The sequence below is a fragment of the Pseudomonas jilinensis genome, assembly GCF_003586265.1.
Taxonomy (GTDB): domain Bacteria; phylum Pseudomonadota; class Gammaproteobacteria; order Pseudomonadales; family Pseudomonadaceae; genus Halopseudomonas; species Halopseudomonas phragmitis.
Genome location: NZ_QJSA01000006.1, coordinates 164672 through 189579 on the forward strand (window position 1 = coordinate 164672; position 24908 = coordinate 189579).

21 protein-coding genes and 4 pseudogenes are annotated in these 24908 nt (G+C 59.6%); 14 read left to right on the forward strand and 11 right to left on the reverse strand.

Going from position 1 to position 24908, the window contains the following annotated elements:
- Window positions 1-145: 145 nt before the first annotated feature.
- The 3 genes and pseudogenes from C2846_RS19110 to C2846_RS08400 form a co-directional block, all read left to right on the forward strand.
- Window positions 146-527: pseudogene (locus tag C2846_RS19110) on the forward strand (JAB domain-containing protein); the annotation flags it as partial.
- A gap of 124 nt (window positions 528-651) precedes the next feature.
- Window positions 652-1428, forward strand: a complete 777-nt coding sequence (gene radC / locus C2846_RS18930) for a RadC family protein (RefSeq protein ID WP_276310924.1) — start codon at window positions 652-654, stop codon at window positions 1426-1428.
- 96 nt (window positions 1429-1524) lie between these two features.
- Window positions 1525-1632: pseudogene (locus tag C2846_RS08400) on the forward strand (JAB domain-containing protein); the annotation flags it as partial.
- 314 nt (window positions 1633-1946) lie between these two features.
- Here C2846_RS08400 and C2846_RS08405 read toward each other — a convergent pair.
- On the reverse strand, window positions 1947-2759 hold the full coding sequence (locus C2846_RS08405; RefSeq protein WP_043942196.1) for an NYN domain-containing protein: 813 nt from the start codon (window positions 2757-2759) through the stop codon (window positions 1947-1949).
- 564 nt (window positions 2760-3323) lie between these two features.
- Between C2846_RS08405 and C2846_RS08410 the strand changes: the two are divergent.
- The 3 genes and pseudogenes from C2846_RS08410 to C2846_RS08420 all read left to right on the forward strand — a co-directional run bounded on the left by C2846_RS08410 (window position 3324) and on the right by C2846_RS08420 (window position 5650).
- Window positions 3324-3842: pseudogene (locus tag C2846_RS08410) on the forward strand (PAAR domain-containing protein).
- Window positions 3839-4546 (forward strand): VRR-NUC domain-containing protein, encoded by a 708-nt coding sequence (locus C2846_RS08415; protein ID WP_043942197.1) that lies wholly within the window; start codon window positions 3839-3841, stop codon window positions 4544-4546. Before C2846_RS08410 ends, C2846_RS08415 begins: the two are co-directional and overlap by 4 nt.
- A gap of 15 nt (window positions 4547-4561) precedes the next feature.
- A complete protein-coding gene (locus C2846_RS08420; RefSeq protein ID WP_119701231.1) occupies window positions 4562-5650 on the forward strand; it encodes a DUF3396 domain-containing protein in 1089 nt (362 codons plus the stop codon).
- A 274-nt stretch (window positions 5651-5924) separates the two neighbouring features.
- Here C2846_RS08420 and C2846_RS08425 read toward each other — a convergent pair whose 3' ends face one another.
- The 5 genes from C2846_RS08425 to dsbD form a co-directional block, all read right to left on the reverse strand.
- Window positions 5925-6845 (reverse strand): c-type cytochrome, encoded by a 921-nt coding sequence (locus C2846_RS08425; protein WP_119701232.1) that lies wholly within the window; start codon window positions 6843-6845, stop codon window positions 5925-5927.
- Complete coding sequence (locus C2846_RS08430; RefSeq protein WP_119701233.1) at window positions 6842-7486, reverse strand: c-type cytochrome; 645 nt, start codon at window positions 7484-7486, stop codon at window positions 6842-6844. Before C2846_RS08430 ends, C2846_RS08425 begins: the two co-directional genes overlap by 4 nt.
- Window positions 7487-7552: 66 nt before the next feature.
- Entirely contained in the window at window positions 7553-8314 is a 762-nt protein-coding gene (gene dsbG, locus C2846_RS08435) for a thiol:disulfide interchange protein DsbG (RefSeq protein WP_119701234.1), read from the reverse strand.
- Window positions 8315-8316: 2 nt separating this feature from the next.
- Window positions 8317-9126: a TlpA family protein disulfide reductase gene (locus tag C2846_RS08440; RefSeq protein ID WP_119701235.1), complete on the reverse strand. Its 810-nt coding sequence runs from the start codon at window positions 9124-9126 to the stop codon at window positions 8317-8319.
- On the reverse strand, window positions 9126-10856 hold the full coding sequence (gene dsbD / locus C2846_RS08445; RefSeq protein ID WP_119701236.1) for a protein-disulfide reductase DsbD: 1731 nt from the start codon (window positions 10854-10856) through the stop codon (window positions 9126-9128). Before dsbD ends, C2846_RS08440 begins: the two co-directional genes overlap by 1 nt.
- 144 nt (window positions 10857-11000) lie before the next feature.
- Between dsbD and C2846_RS08450 the strand changes: the two genes are divergently transcribed.
- The gene (locus tag C2846_RS08450; protein WP_074915860.1) at window positions 11001-11681 is read left to right on the forward strand and encodes a response regulator; all 681 of its coding nucleotides are present in this window, start codon (window positions 11001-11003) and stop codon (window positions 11679-11681) included.
- Complete coding sequence (locus C2846_RS08455) at window positions 11678-13012, forward strand: sensor histidine kinase (protein ID WP_074915863.1); 1335 nt, start codon at window positions 11678-11680, stop codon at window positions 13010-13012. The genes C2846_RS08450 and C2846_RS08455 overlap by 4 nt, the downstream gene beginning before the upstream one ends.
- A 4-nt stretch (window positions 13013-13016) precedes the next feature.
- Here C2846_RS08455 and C2846_RS18935 read toward each other — a convergent pair.
- Both C2846_RS18935 and C2846_RS08465 read right to left on the reverse strand, forming a co-directional pair.
- Window positions 13017-13160, reverse strand: a pseudogene (locus C2846_RS18935) (ATP-dependent helicase C-terminal domain-containing protein); the annotation flags it as partial.
- A 108-nt stretch (window positions 13161-13268) separates the two neighbouring features.
- A complete protein-coding gene (locus C2846_RS08465) occupies window positions 13269-14594 on the reverse strand; it encodes a sensor histidine kinase (RefSeq protein WP_240638177.1) in 1326 nt (441 codons plus the stop codon).
- Window positions 14595-14720: 126 nt separating this feature from the next.
- Between C2846_RS08465 and C2846_RS08470 the strand changes: the two genes are divergently transcribed.
- The gene (locus C2846_RS08470; protein WP_240638178.1) at window positions 14721-16715 is read left to right on the forward strand and encodes a TonB-dependent receptor domain-containing protein; all 1995 of its coding nucleotides are present in this window, start codon (window positions 14721-14723) and stop codon (window positions 16713-16715) included.
- Window positions 16716-16719: 4 nt separating this feature from the next.
- Here the strand turns inward: C2846_RS08470 and C2846_RS08475 are convergent, their stop codons facing one another.
- The gene (locus C2846_RS08475; protein ID WP_074915868.1) at window positions 16720-17400 is read right to left on the reverse strand and encodes a response regulator; all 681 of its coding nucleotides are present in this window, start codon (window positions 17398-17400) and stop codon (window positions 16720-16722) included.
- A 149-nt stretch (window positions 17401-17549) separates the two neighbouring features.
- Here C2846_RS08475 and C2846_RS08480 point away from each other — a divergent pair, with 149 nt between their 5' ends.
- Genes C2846_RS08480 through C2846_RS08495 form a run of 4 tightly spaced genes read left to right on the forward strand, consistent with a single transcriptional unit; the run spans window position 17550 to window position 20514 of the window.
- Window positions 17550-17852, forward strand: coding sequence for a hypothetical protein (locus tag C2846_RS08480; RefSeq protein ID WP_074915870.1), 303 nt, complete (start codon window positions 17550-17552; stop codon window positions 17850-17852).
- Window positions 17849-19453 carry a PepSY-associated TM helix domain-containing protein gene (locus C2846_RS08485; RefSeq protein ID WP_074915872.1) on the forward strand — a complete coding sequence of 535 codons (1605 nt, stop codon included), beginning with the start codon at window positions 17849-17851 and terminating at the stop codon, window positions 19451-19453. The genes C2846_RS08480 and C2846_RS08485 overlap by 4 nt, the downstream gene beginning before the upstream one ends.
- Entirely contained in the window at window positions 19450-19773 is a 324-nt protein-coding gene (locus C2846_RS08490) for a DUF3325 domain-containing protein (RefSeq protein WP_074915873.1), read from the forward strand. Before C2846_RS08485 ends, C2846_RS08490 begins: the two co-directional genes overlap by 4 nt.
- A 12-nt stretch (window positions 19774-19785) precedes the next feature.
- Complete coding sequence (locus tag C2846_RS08495; protein ID WP_074915875.1) at window positions 19786-20514, forward strand: DUF4198 domain-containing protein; 729 nt, start codon at window positions 19786-19788, stop codon at window positions 20512-20514.
- A gap of 126 nt (window positions 20515-20640) precedes the next feature.
- Here the strand turns inward: C2846_RS08495 and katG are convergent, their stop codons facing one another.
- Window positions 20641-22815: a catalase/peroxidase HPI gene (gene katG / locus C2846_RS08500; RefSeq protein WP_074915877.1), complete on the reverse strand. Its 2175-nt coding sequence runs from the start codon at window positions 22813-22815 to the stop codon at window positions 20641-20643.
- A 404-nt stretch (window positions 22816-23219) separates the two neighbouring features.
- On the reverse strand, window positions 23220-23852 hold the full coding sequence (locus C2846_RS08505) for a LysE family translocator (RefSeq protein ID WP_074915879.1): 633 nt from the start codon (window positions 23850-23852) through the stop codon (window positions 23220-23222).
- A gap of 187 nt (window positions 23853-24039) precedes the next feature.
- Between C2846_RS08505 and C2846_RS08510 the strand changes: the two genes are divergently transcribed.
- A complete protein-coding gene (locus C2846_RS08510; protein WP_074915880.1) occupies window positions 24040-24903 on the forward strand; it encodes an MBL fold metallo-hydrolase in 864 nt (287 codons plus the stop codon).
- Window positions 24904-24908: the final 5 nt, after the last annotated feature.

Here is a 24908-nt window from a genome sequence, read left to right on the forward strand (position 1 = left end):
TTCACCGTATCACGGCGTTCTCGCCGTCAAGGGCTGCATGCGCTTCGCGCATTTGCGGCTGGGCCGGCTATCGCCCCCTGACTGCTGCGCTGCGCCGTGCTGGGCCGGTTCCGGGCAATTCCGCCCGAGCAACTGGAGCATGATTATGTCGCAGCTTTCTCTCGCCTTTGACGCTTCTCTGATGATTCGCGACGAGCAAGGTCGCTATCTGCCTGCCACTGCAGAACAGATCTTGGATGCTGCTCGCAAGGTGATCGATCAAAAGGTTCAGCGAGGTGCGGCCTTTACGTCGTCAGAGCTGGTCAAGGAGTACTTGATCGCGNCTGGACGCTGCTCGCAAGGTGATCGATCAGAAGGTTCAGCGAGGCGCAGCCTTCACGTCTTCGGAGTTGGTCAAGGACTACCTGATCGCGAAGCTGGGTGGCTTTGAGCACGAGGTTTTCGCAGCGCTGTTTCTGGATGCCAAGCATCGCCTGATCCAGTACCTTGAGATGTTTCGCGGCACCATCGACAGTGCCTCGGTGTACCNTGGGCCGGCTATCGCCCCCTGACTGCTGCGCTGCGCCGTGCTGGGCCGGTTCCGGGCAATTCCGCCCGAGCAACTGGAGCATGATTATGTCGCAGCTTTCTCTCGCCTTTGACGCTTCTCTGATGATTCGCGACGAGCAAGGTCGCTATCTGCCTGCCACTGCAGAACAGATCTTGGATGCTGCTCGCAAGGTGATCGATCAAAAGGTTCAGCGAGGTGCGGCCTTTACGTCGTCAGAGCTGGTCAAGGAGTACTTGATCGCGAAGCTGGGTGGCTTTGAGCACGAGGTTTTCGCAGCGCTGTTTCTGGATGCCAAGCATCGTCTGATCCAGTACGTCGAGATGTTCCGCGGCACCATCGACAGTGCGTCTGTGTACCCGCGCGAGGTGGTCAAGGAAGCGCTGCGCCTCAATGCTGCGGCAGTGATCTTCGCGCACAACCATCCAAGCGGAAATCCAGAGCCAAGCCAGGCTGACNNNTTGGATGCTGCTCGCAAGGTGATCGATCAAAAGGTTCAGCGAGGTGCGGCCTTTACGTCGTCAGAGCTGGTCAAGGAGTACTTGATCGCGAAGCTGGGTGGCTTTGAGCACGAGGTTTTCGCAGCGCTGTTTCTGGATGCCAAGCATCGTCTGATCCAGTACGTCGAGATGTTCCGCGGCACCATCGACAGTGCGTCTGTGTACCCGCGCGAGGTGGTCAAGGAAGCGCTGCGCCTCAATGCTGCGGCAGTGATCTTCGCGCACAACCATCCAAGCGGAAATCCAGAGCCAAGCCAGGCTGACAAGGTGCTAACACAACGCTTGAAGGAGGCCTTGGCGCTGGTCGATGTCCGCTCGCTGGATCACGTCATCGTGGCAGGCCAACGCACCGTATCTTTCGCTGAGCGTGGGTTGCTATGAACCAAGGGGGCTGAGCCCCCTTTTTGCTGCGCCCTTTCAGGCGTGCGCAGCGTGTTCAGCCGGTTCATCTTCCTTGGCTGCCAGCCCCACAGTCNCACACAGCGTTTGAAAGAGGCCCTGGCTCTGGTCGATGTCCGTTCGCTGGATCACATCATCGTGGCAGGCCAACGCACCGTATCTTTCGCCGAGCTTGGGTTGCTATGAACCAAGGGGGCTGAGCCCCCTTTTTGCTGCGCCCGGTCAGGCGTGCGCAGCGTGTTCAGCCTGTTCATCCTCCTTGGCTGCTAACCCCACGGTCCGGTGATCACCATTCTCTTGAAACAGATACAGCAGGTCGTAGGTTCTGATCTGTCGAGAAGGCCGGAATGACGGTAACCGATATAGATTCAGTCCACCCCTTGCCCGAGCATCACGCCGTTGACGACCTTGCCGTACAGGTTCACACCATCATNGTATCTTTCGCTGAGCGTGGGTTGCTATGAACCAAGGGGGCTGAGCCCCCTTTTTGCTGCGCCCTTTCAGGCGTGCGCAGCGTGTTCAGCCGGTTCATCTTCCTTGGCTGCCAGCCCCACAGTCCAGTGTCCGCCGTTCTCTTGGATCAGGTGCAGCAGGTCGTAGGTTCTGATCATGTCGAGCAGACCAGAATGGCCGTAGGCGTTTGGCGAAAATGCCGGATCAGTACGTTTGAGATATTGCCCAAGGGCGCTCAGGGTGACTTTGCCTTCACTGGTTCCGCCTGCAAGTAGAGAAACGGCATCCACCACAAACCTCGGTCGCCGTTTGACGACTGGCTTGCTGGGTTCAGGCTTGGCGGTTTCCTGCTTGGCGCTTGATTCAGCCTTGGCTGCGGGCTTGTCAGCCTGCTCTGCAACAGGTTCCTGGAAGTGCTCTTCGCGGCGCCACTCAAAGAACTGGTCGCTGGCGTTGCGCAGTGCGTCGGGAGTCTTGGGTTCACCGACGATGCAGACGGTAGCGCCACGTTCTCTGAGCTTGCGGCACAGGTAGGCGAAATCGGAGTCGCTGGTCACCAGGCAGAACGTATCCGCACGGTGATCGAAGAGCGCCTCCATTGCATCCAGGGCCAAGGCGATATCGGAGGTATTCTTGCCGGCTGCATACTGGTACTGCAGGCATGGCGTGAAGGCCAGTCGAACCAGAGCCTCCTGCCACTTGTTCGCCAAGGTGCCGTGATTGCCATACCCCCTTCTCAGGACGACACGTCCGAACTGGGCCACAACGCGCAATGCGTGCTCCAGAATCTCGGGCGATACGTTGTCGCAATCCACCAGAACAGCTACACGCGTTTCTCCAGCCGGAGTGAAAGCTCCCATCCCTGCTCCTATCGAATAATCCCAGTTGCCTGGGAGGGTTTTGTTCAAACCAGTCCCACAAGCCAACGATGCACAGGGCGACGTGGGCAAGTCAACGCAGCGTAATCATCGGCGCCAGCTGCACCGAAACGACCAACCTAAGCGGCAACATTGTCTGCCGCGGCAGACCTCTCGCCGATCACTACGAATCCACACCTCCATAGAGCAAACCTTCATCAGCAGCGCTTTAAGCCTTGGCGATTCACATCCGCCCTTTCCATCTCTTGATACTCGAGTCTCGACCAGCTTTCCCAGCCCAGCGCTGCTGGATCACATGGGGAGCGACAGCATGATCGTCCATCGCTCCCTTCGACTCGCACACGCAATATTTTCTTACAGTCGCAGCAAGCCCACATATCCCGGGGCTTCGGGACCATTCGCGCAAAATTCTGCGCAATTTCATCCCGCTAAGGCCGCGTGCGAAATCTGGCTGGAGCGAGTCGTGTCCGGGCCTCTCGATGGTCCCGGCCGCCCCTCTGGCCATCTTCTTCGAAGCGACATCGCGCTCATGCAAGGATCTGCAGAATGAGTGGAAAACCAGCAGCTCGCGTTACCGACCCTACGGCCTGCCCGCTGCCAGGCCATGGCACCAATCCCATCGTTGTCGGCTCGCCAAACGTCCTGTTCGACGGGTTGCCGGCAGCCAGGCAGACTGACGTTTCTGCTTGCGGAAGCCCAATTGCTTCAGCGGTGGCCTCCACCGTGTTCATCAACGGCTTGCCGGCGGCCACACTGGGGAGTGTCGGTGCGCACGGCAATGTGATCGTCGGTGGTTCAGGAACTGTGCTGATCGGCGATGCCTCGGTCGTGGCGGCCTTTACGCCTCCTGTTCCCCTAAGCAACTCCACTGCCCCCTTCTCCGGACGCTTCCAATTGATCGACCAGGAGACCGGCAAACCTGTTGCCGGTCGTAGGGTGAAAGTCTGGTAGAGCGGCGGGTGGAGTGCCATCGACACGACGGATGCAGAAGGCATGACCTCCTGGGTCAACCACGACGCCTCTGAAACCCTGCATATCGATCTGGTTCAGGGGGATGGGCAATGAGCGATCAGCCAAGCCTCTCCCAAGGTGGTATGAGCCCGACTGGCAAGGTCAATCCAGTAGGTGTGCTGGAGCCCAAGCTCGATCCGCAGGACAAGAAGGTTTTGTGCTCAGCGATCTGCTACTGCAGCAGCACGCCTAACATCAGCCAGGATGGCAAGAACCTCAAACAGTCCTGTGTTGCCCAACGACTCGGCGAGCTGAATGAGGTGCTTCAAGGGCATAGTCCTTATCGGCCCGAAGTCAGCTACGACATGACCAAGAACCCGCCGCAGCCCATTCTCGACAGCCAGACAGGCAGCAGCGCTCACGGCTGGATACCGGGGTGGATCAGCAAGTATTGGAATGATGACCCGGAGCATCCGCCTTTCAAACCGGGCAAGGGGATGATTCGCCGACCTGACGTGGTGATCGTCAAGGATCCCAACAAGCCGCCGACGCAGGACAATATCAAGCAGGTGGTGGAGATGAAGTTCCCACCGGATCAGAAGAATCGCGAGCAAACTGAAGCATACGCAGCTATCGCTGGGGATGAGCGAAAAGTGGTTGAAATGAAATCAACCGAGTGCGACTGCAGCCAGGAAAACCAGCAGTCCGAGGTACCCGTCGAACAACTGGGCTGGGCCGCTGCGGCGGCAAGCGCTCTGATGTATATCCTGACCCGTGGCCGCTCGCCACGCCCGCCGCTTCCAGCACCTGCTTACTGATTTCGAGGAACACCCATGGCACAACCATTCGACCTGGCCGAGGAACTGGCCAAGCAGCCTCACCTACTGGAAATACCCGGTAACCTGCTGATGAAAGGCGGCCCGGAGGACTACATTGGGGCAGTGCTTTGCGTGCGCGGCACGCTCTACTTCAGAGAGGCACACACGCCCTTGGTACGTGAAGCGCTTTGCCAATGCTTCGACGAGTTCAAGCAGGTGGCAGAACCGCATCTGACTTGGTTGTGGCGGGAAGAGCCCCCCAAGGGTAAGCCGCTTATCGCCTACAAGGACGCAAAGCCGCTGCGGGAAATGATGCTGGAGATGGATGAGGATGATCACCTCAGCTTCTCCTACACCAATGGAAAAAACGCCCATGATGCCGGCGCATGGCTCTTCGATATCTACGGCAAGCGTGGATGGCAAGCCAAGATGGGGGACGGCCTAAGCGTTCTGGAGTTCTCGGTTCCATTGCTTTACCAAGAACAAAATCCCCTGTTTTTTCAGCAGCTATTCATGAGCTTCGCCCGTCGACTGAACCCCGAGCAGGGCTACGCCGGCCTGGCCTTCAACCTGTCACCGACTCGGCGCGATGAAAATGAACCCACCGAAGCCTTTATGGCTCAACGCATGCCCGGCCTGGATGTAGGTACCGCAGCGTTGCTCGCTAATCGCCCGGCGTTCAAGCATTCCAAGATCAAGAGCATCAGTTGGCTGACCTTACTCGACCAAGTGCGCCTGGATCAGGTGGGCGGCCTGGACGTGCTGCGCGGTCAACTGCCGTCGAGTCATTTCGCTTTCTACGAATGCGGCAACGGCGTAGTCATTCAAGCAGGCGCTCACCCCTACCTTGGCGGAGATGCTGACGACCCAAGGCCTGCTCCCTATGTGTTGCTGAACCATGCACTCAAGGGCATCCGCTACGAAACCGTAGGCTCCTTGCATGGTGGCTCACATGACGGGGAGTTACGGGTGGTGGGCTGGTCGGCTGATCAGTGGCTCAAGCGCCTCGATGTCGAAAACGGTGAGCTCGCGGCCTGGCAGACCAAGCTCATCAGCAACGAGCCCCACCTCAATGCCACGAACAGTCTGGCCGAGCGCATCTAGTGAAAATGTGTGGCTAGACGATGCAAGGTCATCGATCACCGAAAGGCCCTGGTTCTCGCCGAGGCGAGTTGTCAGGGCTGACCCGAGCCATGGCAAATGCCAATGAAATTGCCTGTGAAAACAAACCTGGAAGGAAGGTTCTGAGCTAACGGNTGTTCATCCTCCTTGGCTGCTAACCCCACGGTCCGGTGATCACCATTCTCTTGAAACAGATACAGCAGGTCGTAGGTTCTGATCTGTCGAGAAGGCCGGAATGACGGTAACCGATATAGATTCAGTCCACCCCTTGCCCGAGCATCACGCCGTTGACGACCTTGCCGTACAGGTTCACACCATCATCAGCGTGGTACTTGTCTCGGGTTTTCTCGATGGAGCCGTCGATCAGCCGAGGGTCCTGCGGGCGCTCGTGGCTGTTCATGTAGGCCGCCACATGCCAGGCATCGGCATCGCTGAGCGTACCGCCCTTGCCCAGCGGCATGTTGTGACGGATGAAGCCGGCGGCGGTGTTGATACGGTGCATGCCCGCCCCCCAGTTGTAGGAGTCCTTGCCCCATAGCGGCGGCAGGACATAGTCCTTGCCGGCTTTCTGCCCCTCACCGTTATCGCCATGACAAACCGCGCATTGCTGCTGATAGACCTGCTCGCCACGGGCCAGGTCATAGCCACCCGCCGGTTCCTGCACCACTGGATACAGCCGCCCCGGTAGCGCCTTGCCCACCGGGGCACCGGTCGCCAGCCAGTACGAATAGGCAGTGATGGCGTTGATGATGTGGCTGTCCACCGCTGGCGCGGTGCCGTTCATGCTGAACTGGAAGCAGCCCTGGATACGCTCGGCGAAGCTGTTGACCTTATCGTTCTTCTTTCGATAAGCCGGATACATGGTGTAGGCCCCCCACAACGGCGCCGAGTTGGCCTTGCGCCCCTGATCCAGATGGCAGTTGGTGCAGTTCATGCCGTTGCCGACATACTCACCGGCCTGGTTGCGGGTATCGACGAAGATCGCTCGGCCCTCACGTACCAGCTGGCCGAATCCATCGTTGGGCAGGTCTTTCTCGTGCGGAGGCTGAAACCACTCGCTGTATTCGGCCTTGGCCGGCGCTGCGGGTAGCTGACTCTGATCTTCCATGGCGATGGTCGCGGCATGGGCGGTGGCAGCGCTGGCCAGGCCAAGCGCGAAGGGGATCAGGTGTTTCATTGGGCACCTCCGGCAGGCAGGCCAGCAAAGTAGTCGGATACAGCTTGGATTTCCTCTTCACTCAAGGCCTTGGCGATATGCCCCATCAGCTCGTTGGGGTCATTGTGGCGAATGCCCTTCTGCCAGTCGTGCAACTGATTGGCCAGGTACGCAGCAGGCTGCCCGGCCAGGGGCGGGAAGGTCTTGCCAACGCCGACACCTCCCGGGCCATGACAGGACACGCACTCTGGAACATTGCGTTCCCAGGCGCCACGCAAAGCCAGGCGCGCACCGAGATCGCTGGCCGCTGCGGCACGGTTGGGCCTTGCGTACTGTGCCGCTGGTAACGCGGCGAAGAACCGCGTCACGGACTGGATGTCCTGATCACTAAGGCCTGCCGCGAACTGCTGCATGTACGGATTGAAACGCTTGCCGGCCTTGAAATCATAGAGCTGCTTGCTCAGATAATCGGCAGATAATCCGGCCAAACGTGGAAATCCGGCGGCCGCCACGCCCATCAAGGCATCGCCGTGACACGCTGTGCAAGTCAGCATCACCTGACTGACACCACCCTGCTGCGCAAGTGGCAGCGGCTCGAAGGCGAATGCGCCGCCACTCAATGCAACACATAATCCCAACAGGCTTAAACGAGAGGCTCTCATGGGCATTCTCTTCAATTGTTGTTATCAGGCTTTTCCAGGCGCACAACCAAGGCTGCGCGCTGTCAGTCACGGTTTGGCAGAACCCATGATGCTTTCCAGCATGTCTGGACGCGGCGCACCGTTGTGCTGCTGCAGACGGCCCGCATCATCGAGGTAGTAGATGGCCGGCGTCGCGGAGGCACCCATTTCGCCCATCAGCTCCATGTTGGCGTTCAGTTGCTCCGTGATTTTTTCGGGGATCTTGCCCAGCGGTTTGAGCGTGCTTTCGCGCCCGGCAGATTCATGCTCGCCGAGCGCCTTGCGCGGATCGCTGGCAGCGAGCAGCGCCGCCGCCTTGCTGGGGCTGTCCGGGCGCAGCATGCCGACCATAACGTGGCGTAGCTGCACACGCCCGGCCTCGACCCAGGGCCGCGCCTGACGCCAGAACATGTTGCAGTAAGGGCAGTTGGGGTCGGAGAACATGTAAACGACGCGTGCTGCCTTGTCGTCGCCATCGGCGATCCAGGTGCTGTCTTGCAACTGCTGCCACATCTCCTGACCCAGCGGCTGATAGACCAGACGCTCCAGTGGCGCCTTTGTCAGATCCTCCCCCTTGGCATTGAGCAAGGTGCCGATCAGTACATGCTCACCATCGGCCGTCAGGTACAGCGCCAGCCCCTGGCCGTTATAGCGCGCGGCATAGCCCTTGAGCCCACCAGGTGCGTCGAAGCTGCCCACTACCTTGGCCCCACGGCCTTCGACAGCCTTGATCGTCGCAGGCAGTTCATCGGCCTGGGCCAGTGGCGTCAGCAACAAGCCGAGCAAGGCTAGAGACTTGATTGAGTTCATGATCATTGATCCGTCTTCAGGGTTTCCAGAGCCCGAGCCAGGCTGGCGCGGGACAGTTCACCGAGGTGGCTGCCAACCTGGCGACCCTCGGCGTCGTAGAACAAGGTGGTGGGCAGCGCCCGTGAGCCGACCAGTTGCCCAAGGCGGACGCCACTGTCGAGCAGCACGTTGTCCAGTTGCAGCGCCTGGCTAGTGAGAAAGGCACTGACCTCGCCGGCACCCTCGCCCTGGTTAGCGAAGATGAAGGTCACACCCGGATGCTCACGCTGCGCCTCGGCCAGTACCGGCATCTCCCGCCGGCAAGGTGGGCACCAGGTCGCCCAGAGATTGATCACCATGGGTTGGCCAAGCTGTTCGCGCAGCACCACCGACTGCCCCTGGACATCGCGCAGGGCCAGTTCCGGCAGCCGTGTGCCCTGCTCCAGCGTGTGCAGCACCAGGCTGCCCATGCCCCAGATCAGCAGCCCCGTGGCCATCCCACCGCCCAGCGCCACACGCAACGGCGCGTGACGCCACAGATACCAGGCGCCCAGCAGCCCAGCCGCCAGCACACCGCCCCAGGCAATGAAGCCGCCGTCGCGAATGTCGATCACGCGCCAGAGGGCATCCTGGTAGTGCTCGAAATACAGCGCGACGAAAGCCAGGCGCGCGCCCAGCAAGGCGGTCAGCAGCAGGCGAAAGATCTGTTTTTCTGGATTGATCTGGCGTTTGCGCCCCAGCCACCAGCCGACCAGGGTTGCCAGCAGCAGGCTCACCAACAGCAATACATGGCCAACACCCAGCGCCAGCGGCCCTATGCCTATCGTCAACATCAGCCTCGCTCCATGGTGCTATCCCAGACCCGCAAAAACTGCTGTGCATCCGCCTCGCCGGTGATGCGTTGCTGGCGCCGCTCCTCACCGTCCGGGCCGATCAGCAGCAGAGTCGGCGGCCCCAACACCTGATAACGGCCGAGCAGTTCACGGCTCGCTGCCCCCGGTGCGGTGACATCCAGACGCAGCTTGCGCGCATCGGCCAGGCGCGCCTGCACCTCGGTGTTGCCGAATACCTCGCGCTCCATGACCTTGCACGACACGCACCAGTCCGCGTAGTAATCCACCAGCACCCATTGTCCCTGCGCCTTGGCTTCATCCAGTTCGCGCTGCAGGTGTTCGGGCTCGCGCACATCGACGAAGCTGGCCGTGCGTACCTCGCCCTGGGGCGCAGCGACAACAGTGAACACCCCCAACGGGCGCAAAGGATCGCTGCCGCCGGCAGCCGCGCCCAGCAGCATCGCCACGCCCCACAATCCGAGTAACGCCGCACCGGCATGGGCCAGCGCACGCTGCGCCTGTAACTGCACAGCCAGGTGCACGAGGCTGCTAGCCGCGAGGATCAGCCAGGCGCCGCTCAGCGCCAGCCAGATCGACTCGGCCAGCAGTGGTCGCAGCAGATAAAGCGCCGTGGCCAGGAAGAGAAAACCGAACACCGCCTTGACCCGCTCCATCCACAGCCCCGGCTTGGGCAGCAGGCGATTGCCCAGCGTTACCAGCAGCACCAGCGGCGTACCGATGCCCAGCCCCAGCGCGAACAGCACCAGGCCGCCCTGCAACAGGTCGCCACTCTGCCCGATGAACAGCAAGGCAGCCGCCAGCGGTGCAGTCATGCAGGGGCCGACCAGCAGACCAGAGAGCACGCCGAGCAAAGCGGCCCCCACCAGGCTACCGCCCTGCTGCCCGCGCCCGACCCGCTCCAGGCGATCCCGCAGCGCAGCCGGCAATTGCAACTCGAAGAAACCGAACATCGGCAGCGCCAACAGCACGAACAGCGCCGCGAACGAGGCGATCAACCAGGGTTGCTGCAACAGACTCTGCAGATTGGCGCCGAGCGCTGCCGCCAGTACGCCGAGCAGCGCATAGACCAGCGCCATGCTCAGCGCATAACTACCCGCCAGGGCAAAGCCACGTGATGGCGAAGCGCGGCTACCCACCACGATACCCGCAAGAATCGGCAGCATCGGCAGTGAACAAGGGGTGAACGCCAGCAGCAGGCCCAGGCCGAAGAACACTGCCATGCTCAGCCACAGCGCCTGCTGCTGCAGACCATCGAGCAAGGCCAGGTCATCGGCCCGACCGGCTTCGGTGGCGCCAGTACCACCAAGATCGAGCATCCGGGTCTGCGGTGGGTAACACAGACCGGCATCGGCACAGCCTTGCCACTGCACCTGGATACGCCCGCGCGCCTCGGCTGGCAGGGTCAGTTGCAGGCGCTCACGATAGATCTGCGAGGCACCGAAATATTCGTCCTCATGAGCCAGGCCCGGCGGTAGCTCTGGCGCCTGCTCATCGGTCAGGCCAGTGAACTTGAGCCGTTGCTGATACAGGTAGTAACCAGGCGCTATGTCCCAGCTCAGCGTCGTTTCACCTTCGCTCTGCTGCTGCACGTCGAGCACGAATGCCTGCTCGGCAGCGAGAAAGTCATCGCCCGAGCGCAGGCCGTCGATGGGCAACGAGGCAAACGCGGCGCTACAGAACAGACTGAGGAGAACAACGAGCAAACGCATGACGACACCGCGCAACTGAGGAGATGTCGAGGATGCCAAAGTGCAATTAACAGCCGATTAACAGCCCGCCAATCAGCGCCAATAATCCTGCCTTAATCGCGATGAGCGATACTGTCGACTCGCCCTCTGCCGCCACTACCGCCCATGCATGTTCTGCTTACCGAAGACAACTCGCTGATCGCCAGCGGCGTGATCGCCGGCCTGCAAGCCCAGGGGTTCACCGTCGCCCATGCGGCCAGTGCGGCGGCGACGCAAAGCCTGTTGCAGCACAGCCATTTCGACCTGCTGATTCTCGACCTCGGCCTGCCCGACGAAGACGGCCTGGCCTTGCTGCAACGCCTGCGCCGCGACGGCATGGCACTGCCGGTACTGATCCTCACCGCACGCGACGCCATCGCCGAGCGGGTTGCTGGTCTGCAGGCCGGCGCCGACGACTACCTGACCAAACCCTTCGATCTGCGCGAGCTGGCTGCCCGCCTGCACGCCCTGCTGCGCCGCGCCGCAGGCCGGACCACGCACCTGATCGATCACGGGCCATTGCAGTACGACCCGACCACCTGTGCGGTGAGTCTTTGCGGCCAGCCCATCGATCTTTCGCGCCGCGAACAGGCGCTGTTGCAGGCGTTGCTGCAGAATCCGGGGCGCATCCTCAGCAGCGAACACCTCAAGGACTCGGTCTACGGCCTCGATGACGAGGTCGAGAGCAACGCCCTCAACGTGCATATCCATCACCTGCGGCGAAAGCTCGGCAACGGCATCGTAGAAACCGTGCGCGGCCTGGGCTATCGCCTCGGCCCTGCCGGGCATGAGGGGCAGCAGCCATGACCTTGCGTCTGCGCCTTACCCTGGGCCTTGGCGCCGCCTTCGTCCTGCTCTGGTCGCTGGCCGCGACCTGGATGCTCTATGACTTGCGCAACCAGCTAATGCAGTCGCTCGACGAACGCCTGGCCGCCTCCGCGCGCATGGTTGCGGGCTTGCTGGTGCAACTACCGCAGGCACGCACGGCCAATGATGGCGTGCCACATTTGAGCGCAGAACAGTTGGGTATTCCCAACGGTCTGGCCTGCCAGATCAGCTCGCTGCGCGGCGAGGTACTGGCGCGCAGCCATTCGACCCCGGACGACCTGCTCGACGCGGGTCAGAAAGGTTTTCGCGACCAGATCATCGGTGACCGCCCCTGGCGCAGCTTCACCCTGATCCAGGGTGATCTGCGCATTACCACGGCCGATCGCCTGGATGAGCGCGCCACGCTGAAACGCTCGATCCTGCTGGCTGCGGCGCTGCCCGTCGTAGTCGCCCTGCTCGGTAGCCTGGCCTTGCTGTGGATCGGGCTCGGTCGCGGCCTGGCGCCACTGGAACGCATCCGCGCCGCACTCGCCGGGCGCAGCGCCAATACCAGCGAGCCGCTGCCCTTGACCGGTCTATCGGCAGAACTGGCGCCCCTGGTAGAGGCGCAGAACCAACTGTTCCAACGCATCGGCGACACCCTGGAGCGCGAACGCAGGTTGACCGACGACGCCGCACACGAACTGCGCAGCCCGCTGACGGCGGTGAAAACCCATCTGCAAGTGGCGGCAATGACCGAGGGCGACAACGCACGCACGGCCATCGCCATGGCCGAACAGGGCGCCGACCACCTGCAACGCATCCTCGAACAGTTACTGATGCTGGCACGGGTCGAGGGCAACCTGCCGTTCGATGAAGGCCTACCCTGCCGGCCGTTGCAGATCGCTCGTCAGGCCATCGCCGATGCCACGCAGAAAAGCGGTGCGGCAATCGAGCTGAGCTGCGCCGACGATCTGCCCGAACGCTGTCTGGCGATGCCACCGGCCCTGGCCATCGCGGCATTGCGCAATCTGCTGGAAAACGCCCGCCGCCACACCAAAGCAGGAACCTCGGTGTCTCTGCACATAGCCCTTGATGGCCCGCATGGCGTGCTGTTCAAGGTACGCGACCAAGGACCAGGCATTACCCCTGAACGCCTGCAGCGTTTCACCGAGCGCTTCTGGCGCAGCGCCGACAGCGACGGCAGCGGCCTTGGCCTTTCCATCGTCAAGGCCATCGCTGAACGTTGCGGCTGCACCCTGCAGTTCATCGCCCATGGCGATGGCCTGGAAGTGCAACTGGGCGCAGCGCTACGCCGCGAAACACCCTGAGCCCTCACTTGCGCGGCTTGGCCCGCGCAGTGGGCTCGGCAATCAAGGGATCGTCCGGCCAGTAGTGCTTCGGATACCGGCCTTTCAAATCCTTCTTCACATCCAGATAGGTGTTGGCCCAGAAGAATGGTCGTTGCTTCGTTGAAATACTCCAAGTGCCAGAAGTGCTGTGCTGGCACTTCTGGCACGGGAAAATATACTCGGAGTGAGCAGCACTCGCTGCCGGCGATGAATATTCTAGCTCTACGGTCTGCTGCTAAAGCCGGTGCTGGTGCGCATCAGCAGGCTGCGTTAAAGGCAACACGATACTTAACGTGCTGGCTTGTCCATCGATGAAAGCAACGCGGCCACCGGAGTTCTCCACGATACGGCGCACGATGGCCAGGCCAAGCCCCGTCCCCTCACTGCCCTGGCGCCCCTTGCTGAAACGCTGGAACATTGCTTCCCGCTGATCTTGTGCGACCCCCTCACCCTGATCGCAAACCTCAATGACGACATTCCCGGCGGACTTCCGCCCCCGCACCCGGACTGTCCCTGCGCCATGCAGCAGGGCATTCTCCAGCACGTTGAGCATCACCTCGCGTAATTCATCGTGATTACCCCGGCAAACCAAGCCATCCTCAACGTCAACGCTCAGCTCACGATCCCTGGCCTCGAACAAGGGCAGCATGCTCGCCACCGACTCACGGATCACACGTGACACGCGACTCGTCTGCTCGCCCCTCTGCTGCGTACCCGCCATTCCCTCCTGACGCGCCAGTTCGAGCAGTTGCCCGACCAAACGACGCATCTGACGCATTTCACCCTCCAAGGCCGGCCAATCCGGGCGTTCACTCTCGCGAGCCTCCTGCATGCGCAGGTCGAGCACCGTCAGTGGCGTGCGCAGTTCGTGAGCCGCATCCGCCACGAAACGACGTTCACCAGCAAAGGCCTCAGCCAGACGATCGAGTGCTCGATTGGCCGCTTCGGCTAAGGGCCGGATTTCCACGGGCAAATTGGTGAGAGGGATGCGTCGGTTCAACTCCCCGGGCCCAATGGAAGCAGCCAGATCGGCAGCACGCCTCACCGGGCGCAACGTCCAGTTGAGTAACCAGAGGATCAACAGCACTGACAACAGACCCAGCGGCAGCATGATCAAGAGGCTCTGCCGTAGACGTTCGAGCAGCAGACGATCAATCGTCCCGCGCTCTTTCGCATCGTTGCGCGTCACCATCAACGTCGCACCATCAGGCAGGCGCACCGGAACATTGATCACACGCCCACCGATTGGGCTCCAGCGCCACCAGCGACTTCCCTGCTCCAACATGGCAGTACGCAAACGGCTTGGTCGATCCAGGTTTTCCGAGAACCACAGCACTTCTCCCTGCGCCGAATAAAGGGTGTAGCCCAATGGCTCTCCGGCATAACTGAGCGGCAGCCGGCTCATGTCTCTCTCGTCCCGTATCCCCTCTGTGACGGCATGCGCCTGAAGCTCCAGCATCGTCCTTCGCAGCTCGTCACGGGTGCCATAGAGGTGAATCGCCAGGTTGCCGAAGCCCAATGCGAACACCAGCAACAGAGCAACCAGGATGCGCAGGCGCAAGCTTCTCCGCGTCGGATTAGTTCTCTCCCCCGTCAGGTTGGCGTCAGCGATCGCTGGCATAGTCGCCGCCCACAATAATGAGATCACTTATCATTTGTATTATCCATTAAGGGGAGTTCAGCAATAATGTCTATGCGACATGCCAATCGTCTACTGGGTTTTCGTCCTACGGTTCTCGCCGCGGCCATTTCGCTGGCACCAGCAATCGGATACGCCGCTGAGGGTACAGAGGCGCTGAACCTCAAAGACGTAGTCGTCACAGCATCTGGTTACGAGCAACAGTTGATCGAGGCCCCAGCCTCGATCACGGTCATCACCAAGGAGCAACTGGAAGGTAAGTACTACCGCGACGTCACCGACGCCCTACAGGACATTCCCGGCGTATCTATCGAAGGTGGCGCAGGCGGAAAGCTGGAGAGCACGTCGATCAACATCCGTGGTCTGGGTGAGGCCTACACGCTGTTCATGGTCGACGGCAAACCACTGGGTTCCTCAGGTGAGGCCTACTACAACGGTTTCGGCAGTGCGACTCAGTTCGGCTGGCTGCCGCCGATGTCGGCCATCGAACGTATCGAGGTGATTCGCGGCCCGATGTCTTCTTTGTACGGCTCCAGCGCCCTGGCTGGCGTGATCAATATCATTACCAAGAAGACCACAGCTGCGAGTTGGTCCGGCCAGATCAGCTATGACCACCTGCTACATGAAGATGACGCCGCCGGCACGGCGGGACAGACTCGCTATTACCTGAGCGGTCCGCTGGTCCAGGAGCATCTGGCCCTGAGCCTCTATGGCTCGCGCTACAAGCGCGACGAGGACGACATTGTCGGTGGTTACCCCGAGAAGACCAGCGAGAACAATACCGCCAAACTCGATTTCGTCCTGAACGACATGCACAGCTTCCAGCTGGAAGCCGGTCGTGCCAAGAGCGACAACCTCAAGACCGAGATCAGTGGTGCCCCTGGTGAGATGAACAATGACCGGACCCACTACGGCATCACCCATGATCTGAACTGGGGCAACGGCTTCCGCACCACCACGTTCGCGACCCAGGCTCGCGAACAGATCGAGAACGGCAGCTCGGAATCCGAGTACAGCGACGACCTGATCAACAGCAAGACCTTCATCCCGCTAGAACGCCACACCATCACCCTGGGCGGTGAGTACAAATGGGAAACCATCGATCATGACCAGGGCCGCTTTTACGGTGCCGATATGACACTGGAGCGTTGGCAGCGCGCCCTGTTCGTTGAAGATGAGTACGCACTGACCGACGCATTCTCGGTAACAGCTGGTCTGCGTTTCGATGAGAACGAACACTACGGCGAAGAAATCATTCCTCGCCTCTATGGCGTGTACCGCCTGAGTGACGAGTGGGTGCTCAAGGGCGGAGTCAGCGGTGGCTACAAGGCGCCTTCATTGAAGCAGGCCGACTCCAGCATTGTCGAGAATGCCGGCCGTGGCCGCTCTTATGACATGGGCAACTCGGATCTCAAGCCGGAAAGCAGTATCAACTACGAGATGGCTTTGATGTGGGATGCGGACAACGGTATCCAGTCCGGCGTCACCGTGTTCTTCACCGAGTTCGAGGACAAGATCGGTAAAAAATTGTGGTGCACCAGCCCGGCCAACAACCCGAGCTGCACCGTCAACGGCATCGCGCCGCGGCAGACCATCAACCAGTACGTGAACCAGGATCAGGCCGAATTGCGCGGCATAGAAGCATTCTTCAACGTGCCATTGAGCGCCTCAGTGGACCTGCGCACCAACTACACCTTCTCCGACAGCGAGATCACGGAGTCCGAAGCCTCGCCAGAGGACGTCGGCAAACCCTTCAACAACCTGCCCAAGCACATGTTCAACGTTGGCCTGGACTGGCGTGCCACCGATGCCCTGAACTTCTGGACAAAGGCCCGCTACAAGAGCGAGACCGTTTCGGACGAAGACCTGGAGCGACGCCCAGCCTATACCCTGGTCGATCTCGGCGGGCTGTACCGGGTCAGCAAGCACATGAACGTCTATGCCGGTCTGTACAACGTCTTCGACAAGGAAATTTCCAGCGAGGAATACGGCAAGACCCTGGACGGACGTCGTTTGAATCTGGGCGTCGCGCTGAGCTTCTGAGCAGTCACCCTGCGTTAAGAGTCAGGCGATAGCCCAGCCCACGCAGGGTCTCGATGCCGCTGTCGGCACCGGCATCCGCCAGCTTGCGCCGCAAGCGTGAAACCAACGCCTCGATGGCATTGGGTGTGACGGCCTCGCTGAGCGCATACAGGCGCTCCTCGAGGTGGTCCTTGATCACCACGCGCGGCACATTACGCAATAACTCCTCAAGCAGGGCCAGTTCACGTTTGGACAACAGCAAAGGGCATGTCCCCACGCAGACGTCTCGACTGTCCTGGCACAGGCTGAGATTTCCCAGTTGCAGGCGGCGCTCGCGGCGCGATCCAGGGCGTCGAAGAACAGCGCGCAAGCGCGCCTGTAACTCAGCCATCTCGAACGGCTTGAGCAGGAAGTCATCGGCTCCCGCATCAAGCCCGGCAACGCGCCTTTCAAGCGCATCGTTGGCCGTGAGGATGATGCAGGGCAGATCGTTGTTGCGGGTCGCAGAACGTGCAGCCAGGAGCGACAGGCCATCCATGTCGGGCAGGCCGAGGTCAAGAATCATCGCGTCATAGCGGCTCAGCTCCAGCATCGCCTGAGCCTGCCGCCCGCGCTCTGCGATATCGACCACAAAGCCGGTGCGCTGCAGGTGGCGCTGTAACAGTTCACCCAACGCCGGATGGTCTTCAACGACAAGCAATTTCATGACATGCACCGTGCGCTTGTCAGCCTTCGGTCAGCAAAGGCTGGGATAGTGAGAGCATCTTAGGACTAAATCATTATGATTAGCATTATCATCAATATACAAACGTATTTCGCTTCCCAAGGCCTCACAATCAGTCGGTGGGGCTGCTAATGGCACGTACTCATTCGTCTGAGAACGCCTTCCGCTATCGTCTGACGATTGCAGCCCGAACACTGCTCGCAGTCCTGGGGGGCTACGGCTTTGCCGCTCTGTGCTGCGCCAGTCTGGCCCTGGCACTGCCCCTGCCAAAACCGCAGGCGGTGCTCGCCGCCACGCAGCTGTCCTTCGCGCTGTACTGCGCCTTGGCGATATGGGCCTTCAGCGCCAAAAGTGTGCGACGTGCCTGGTGCGTGGCGACGCTGCTGTGTGCCATCCCTGCCGCACATCTGCTGATGCGGAGCGCCAACGTATGAAGCCATTGGCCTTCCGCCAGGCGAATGCCTGGCTGCACACCTGGACCGGCCTGCTGCTTGGCTGGCTGCTCTACGCCATATTCCTCACCGGAACGCTGAGCTTCTTTCAGGAAGAGATCAGTTACTGGATGAAGCCTGAGCTGCACACCGCTGGCCCAAGGGACGACAGCGCCAGACTTGCATTGGCGCAGTTGGAGAAGCACGCGCCTGATGCCGCGCAATGGAACGTAAGCCTGCCCGGACCACGCAATGCGGCATTGCAGATCCAGTGGTTCGAGCCGGGCGAACGCATCGGCAAGGGCGGCGGGCAGCGCCTGACGCTGGATACGAGCAGCGGCGAACCTGTGCAGGTGCGCGAAACACGCGGTGGTAGCTTCCTCTACCGCTTTCACTTCGAGCTCTACGCCATGCCTCGCGAGGTGGCGCGCTGGATAGTCGGTATCGCGACCATGCTGATGCTGGTCGCCATCGTCAGCGGCGTGATCACCCACAAAAAGATCTTCAAGGACTTCTTCACATTCCGACCAGCCAAGGGACAACGCTCCTGGTTAGATGCTCACAACGTAACCGCGGTGCTCGCCCTGCCCTTTCATTTCATGATCACCTACAGCGGCTTACTGCTGCTGATGTTCATGCTCATGCCCTGGGGCGTCGAAAGCGCGTACCAGGGTGATCGTCAGGCGTTCTTCAGCGAAGCCGGTGGTCGCGGAGGCGGTGGTCGGGGAGCCCCAATCGATGCGCCGCGACAACCAGTCAAACCGGCGCAAATGACCGATCTCGCTCCCCTTCTTGCCCATGCTCAACAGCGCTGGCCGCAGGGTATCGCCAGCCTCTCGATCTCCGCCCCCAATACCGAGCGAGCCGTGGTCGAACTGCGACAGCGCGGTGGCGACAGCCTGCTCGAACGCGGCAATGGCGAGCGTTTGCGCTTCAACGGCGTGACTGGTGCAGCCATGAACGCCCCCAAGGCGACACCAACGCCAGCAGCAAGCGCTGTCTACAACGTATTTACCAGCTTGCACCTGATCCGCTTCGCGGGGCCACCGCTGCGCTGGATGTTCTTTCTCAGCGGCCTGCTGGGTACGGCCATGATCGCCACCGGGCTGGTGCTATGGGTGGTAAAACGCCTGCCTGAGCGCAAGAAGCTGAGCGGTACCCCGTTCGGTCATCGCCTGGTCGAAATGCTCAACGTAGGCTGCATTGCCGGCCTGCCAGTGGCTATCGCCGCCTACTTCTGGGCCAACCGCCTTTTGCCAGCAGGGCTGGAGCAACGGGCCGACTGGGAGATTCGGTGCTTCTTCATCGCATGGGCCCTTTGCCTGCTGCATCCCCTGCTGCGCTCGCACAAGCGTGCCTGGCTCGAGCAGACCAGCTTTGCCGCATTGCTGTTCGGTGGCCTGCCCTTCTTTGCTCTGCTCCAACCAAGCAGCAGCCTGATAACGACAGTGAGCCAGGGCCACTGGTTACTTGCCGGTATGGATCTGGCCCTGCTGGCCAGTGCTGCCCTGCTAGCCCTGGCGACCTGGCATATCGCCCGTCACCAAGCCATGCCGAGCAAACTGCGCCTGACGCGCAAAGTAACTCAGGAGGCCGCAGCATGATCGTGCTTTGCCTTGCCTTGTGCTTCAGCGGTTTCGGCTCGCTGTGTCTTGGAGTCGATCGTCATCATGAGCAGGTATACGGACATAAACCTGCTCCCCTCAGGCGCCAACTGCTGCGCCTGCTTGGCTGGCTGCTTTTGGCTAGTGCTGCTGTACCCGCGATCTTCGCGCTCGGCACCTCGATAGGACTGGCGCTGTGGGCATCGGTGCTGAGCCTTGCTGCCTTTGCCCAGATAACGCTGCTCAGTTATCGACCCAACCTGGTCCCGGCGCTGAGCATTGGTGCCCCGCCGCTCGCCCTTTTCCTACACCTCATCTGATGGAGTTTCCCAATGCGTATCTTTTTACTCGCCAGCCTTTTGCTGGCCCCCCTCGCTGCCCAAGCACACACCTTTCTGGTCAAGCCCGAGCAAACGGACGATCAGCTATCGATAGCGGTGCTGATGACGGAGAAACTCTTCCAGGGCGAACGCCTACTCAGTAGCGGCGATGTCAGCCTGCGCTTACTTAGCGCAGAAGGACAACAAGACATCACCTTACACGCCGACGAAACAGCCAAAGCCCTCATCGGCGAGATCCCGGCGCCGGCCAGCAGTGCCATCGCCGTCGCACGTAGCGCCCCGCGCTATCGCGCCATTGAGAAAGGTCAACAGACCAAAGACCCGGCCAAGACGCTGCGTATAGAAGCCTTCGCCAAGGCGCTGATCAACCCGCAAGGTTCGGGAGAGGCCTACACCATGCGCGCGGGTGATCGACTGGAACTGGCCCCGCTGGATAACCCTGCACACCTGAGCTCAGGCGATACCCTGCGCGTGATAGTGCTGTTCGATGGCCAGCCATTGGCCAATGCCCGAGTGGCTGCCATGGCACCACAGCAGGATCGCCTGGTGGCGCATACCGACGCCAATGGTGTCGCCAACCTGCAATTGCCTGCAGCTGGGTCGTGGGTCATTCGCAGTAGGCATCATATCGATGAAGTAGATGCGCGTAGCATACGTTACGAGGCCAATACCAGTATGCTTATTAAAATAAACCCAGAAGACACACTAGTTTCACAATGACCATCTTATCCAACCACTTCGCCTATTTACTGCCAGTTAAATAGGCCACACACTTTGCGGTCAAAAAAATAGGCAGCCATATGAATGGCTGCCTGCCTGAATTGCTTTCTGAATAAGACTATGGAATCAATTCAAGTCAAAGCGATCAGCATTCATAACTTTCGCCCATGCAGCAACGAAATCACTGATAAACTTTTCGTGGTTATCATCCTGAGCATAGACCTCAGCATAGGCACGCAGAATCGAATTGGAACCGAACACCAAGTCTGCACGCGTTGCTGTCCATTTCAACGCACCTGTTTTGCGATCACGGATCTCGTACAAATTGCGACCTGCCGGTTTCCACACGTTTGCCATATCGGTCAGGTTGACGAAAAAGTCATTGGTCAGCTGGCCTTCGCGGTCAGTAAATACTCCATGCTTGGTTCCACCATGGTTAGTACCCAGCATACGCATGCCACCAACTAGCACGGTCATTTCAGGCGCAGTCAGACCTAGTAGTTGGGTACGATCAAGCATCAACTCTTCCGCACTCACCGTATAGTCTTTCTTCATCCAGTTGCGATATCCATCGGCAACCGGCTCCAGCACCTCAAAGGATTCGACATCAGTCATCGCCTGGCTGGCATCACCACGGCCCGGCGTGAACGGTACGCTAATCGCAAAACCAGCCGCCTTGGCAGCATGCTCAATCCCCACATTACCCGCCAGCACTATTACATCAGCAACGCTAGCCCCCGTTTGTGCAGCGATGCCCTCCAGCACGGTAAGCACCTTAGCGAGACGCTCAGGCTCGTTGCCTTCCCAATCCTTTTGCGGAGTCAGGCGAATGCGTGCACCGTTTGCACCGCCACGCTTATCAGAGCCCCGGAAGGTTCGCGCGCTGTCCCAGGCGGTGCTGACCATTTCACTGATACTCAAACCACTGGCTGCAATCTTTGATTTTACTAGAGCAACGTCATAATCACGCCGACCAGCAGGAACTGGATCTTGCCAGATCAGATCTTCTTGTGGCGCCTCCGGTCCGATATACCGACTTTTCGGGCCCATATCTCGGTGAGTCAACTTAAACCAGGCACGAGCAAAAACATCCGAAAAGTACGCAGGATCCTTGTAGAACCGCTCGGAAATCTTGCGGTATTCAGGATCCATTTTCATGGCCATATCGGCATCAGTCATGATTGGGTTGTAGCGGATCGTTGGATCCTCCACGTCTACCGGCTTATCTTCTTCTTTGATATTAATGGGCTCCCATTGCCATGCTCCAGCGGGGCTCTTCTTTAGCTCCCAGTCATAGTTGAGCAGCAGATAGAAATAACCGTTATCCCACTGAGTAGGATGGGTGGTCCAAGCACCTTCAATACCGCTGGTCACCGTATCGCGGCCAATGCCCCGGGTAACATGGTTGTTCCAACCAAGGCCTTGCTCTTCAACATCTGCGGCTTCCGGTTCAGGACCAAGATTCTTGGCATTACCGTTACCATGGCATTTACCTACAGTGTGCCCACCTGCAGTAAGCGCAACGGTTTCTTCATCGTTCATTGCCATGCGAGCAAAGGTAACACGGACATCATGGGCGGTCTTAAGTGGATCAGGTTTGCCATCAACACCCTCAGGGTTGACATAGATAAGTCCCATCATGACTGCAGCCAATGGATTATCTAGGTCACGCTCGCCAGAGTAGCGGCTACCTTCACTACCAGTGGGGGCAAGCCATTCCTTTTCTGAGCCCCAGTAAGTGTCCTGCTCGGGATGCCAAATATCCTCACGACCAAAAGCAAAACCGAAGGTCTTCAGGCCCATGGACTCATAAGCCACGTTGCCAGCCAGCACGATCAAATCAGCCCAACTGATCTTGTTGCCGTACTTTTTCTTGATAGGCCAAAGTAGCCGACGCGCCTTGTCCAGATTGGCATTGTCCGGCCAAGAGTTCAGTGGAGCAAAACGCTGGTTACCGGTGCCGGCACCACCGCGCCCATCCGCAATCCGATAAGAACCTGCCGCATGCCAAGCCATTCGAATCATCAAACCGCCATAGTGCCCCCAATCAGCCGGCCACCAGTCCTGGCTGTCCGTCATCAGTGCGGTGAGATCACGCTTTAGAGCCGCCACGTCTAGTGTTTTGACGGCTTCTCGATAATCGAAGCCTTGCCCCAGCGGATTGGTCTTAGTGTCATGTTGGTGCAGGATTTCTAAATTCAGGGCGTTCGGCCACCACTCCATGTTCGACTTACCAACAGATGTATTGCCTCCGTGCATCACAGGACATTGACCTGCAGATTTCTGACTTTTCGGATCCATCTCATACTCCCAGGCTTTGTGTAAACCAGCACGCAACGTACGCCGCAAGCTGATCGGGTTCACAGTTGGCGCTTGGCCAACTGTTCATGATCGCCACTAACCATAGCTGAAAACGAGCGCATAGGTACTCCCCAGGGTATTCATACTTTCTATAAGCGCTGTAGGTTTTTTTATTACTTCGCCTACTGGCGGCGTCATTTGAGGAAATACTGCAGGCGAGAAAGCATGGCTTCTGGAATGCTGTGCCAGAGTAGGGATCATCGCGAGGGAAGGCCGATTGTGGCGGTTTTACGCTCTTTTGCAGCGGTGCTGCCTCGCGAATAGTCGCTCAAATCAACAAAAATGAGCGGAATAATTAAAACTCCGGGTTTCCGCAGTAGGTGTGTCTGCTCTCGCACAGCCCCCTAGGCCCGTCCCGCCAGAGCCATTCGTACACCGAAGCCAATCAGAATGGACGCAAACAGCCAGCGCTGGAGGGTTTGGGCCAGTGGTCGCTGTGCCAGCCAGCGGCTGAGCGCGGCGCCTGCAGAGGCGTATAGCAAATCGAAGCACAGCCCCGTGAATACCAGCACGATACCGAGAAGGGCAAATTGCCCGGCGACTGCGCTCTCCTCCGGGCGAATGAACTGCGGTAATAGAACCGAGCAGAACAGTAGTGCCTTGGGGTTGCTTATGTTGGTGATCAATCCCTTACACAATGAAGCGCGCCAGAGTTGCACATCACTGCGGCTGTTTCCTACAGGGCATGCTGCTATCAGTGACGGCGCCCGAAAGATCCTGATAGCCAGCCAGACCAGATAGGCGGCGCCCATAAGGCGCAGCACCTCGAAGATCTCGGGCGAAGACTTGAGCAACGCCCCCAGCCCCAACGCAGCTATCAGCACATGCGCGCCTCTGGCCAATCCCAGGCCAGCGGCAACAGCCATGGCATGAGCACGCCCTTGGGTAGCCGCAGTCTGCAACATCAGCACCATATCTGGGCCCGGTACCAGATAGACAACCACCAGCGCCCCGACAAACATCCATAAATCAGCCATCACGCCTCCCGCGACTTTCGCCTAGCAGCCAGATAAGTCATTACATATCAATCAGTTACAGATATTTATTGCGAGTCGCAAGATCATCACTTCTTTATATTCTTTTTTATTCTAAGCATAGAACCAAATAACAGTTACGCTCTAGCTTAAATGAATACCCCCACGGGTATAGCTCCGGAGTGTAATCATGCAGCCTCATGTAGAAGCTTTTTTCGACCCAGCAACTTACACCTACAGCTACGTCGTGACCGACCTGGCGAGCAAGCACTGCGCCATCATCGACTCGGTACTCGACTACGATCCCGCCGCGGGGCGTACTTCCTACAAGAGCGCGGATCGCCTGATTGCCTATGTGCGCGAGCAGCAACTGCAGGTGGACTGGCTGTTGGAAACCCATGTACACGCTGACCACCTCTCCGCTGCTCCCTACCTGAAACGCGAACTGGGCGGGACGCTGGCCATCGGCGAAAACATCACCATAGTTCAAGACACCTTTGGCAAGCTGTTCAACGCCGACGCCGAATTTGCTACCGACGGCCGTCAGTTCGATCACCTGTTCAAGGATGGAGATACCTTCAATCTGGGCAGTATTGAGGCCCGCGTCATCCATACCCCGGGCCATACCCCGGCGTGCATGACCTACTTGATCGGTGATGCCGGCTTTGTCGGCGATACCCTGTTCATGCCCGACTACGGCACCGCACGTTGCGATTTCCCCGGGGGTGATGCGCGCACGTTGTTTCAGTCGATTCGCAAGCTGTTTACCCTGCCCGACACAACGCGCCTGTTTATGTGCCACGACTACAAGGCACCGGGGCGTGATGACTTCCGCTACCAAACCAGCGTTGCTGAACAACGCGAGCTGAACGTGCATGTGCATGAAGGCATCAGCGAGGCTGACTTTGTTGCCATGCGCAGCGCCCGTGATGCCACCCTGGGCATGCCGACCCTGATTCTTCCGTCAGTGCAAGTGAACATGCGCGCCGGCCAATTGCCTCCCGCCGAGGACAACGGGACCCGTTACCTGAAAATCCCCCTCGACGTGCTCTGAGGAAC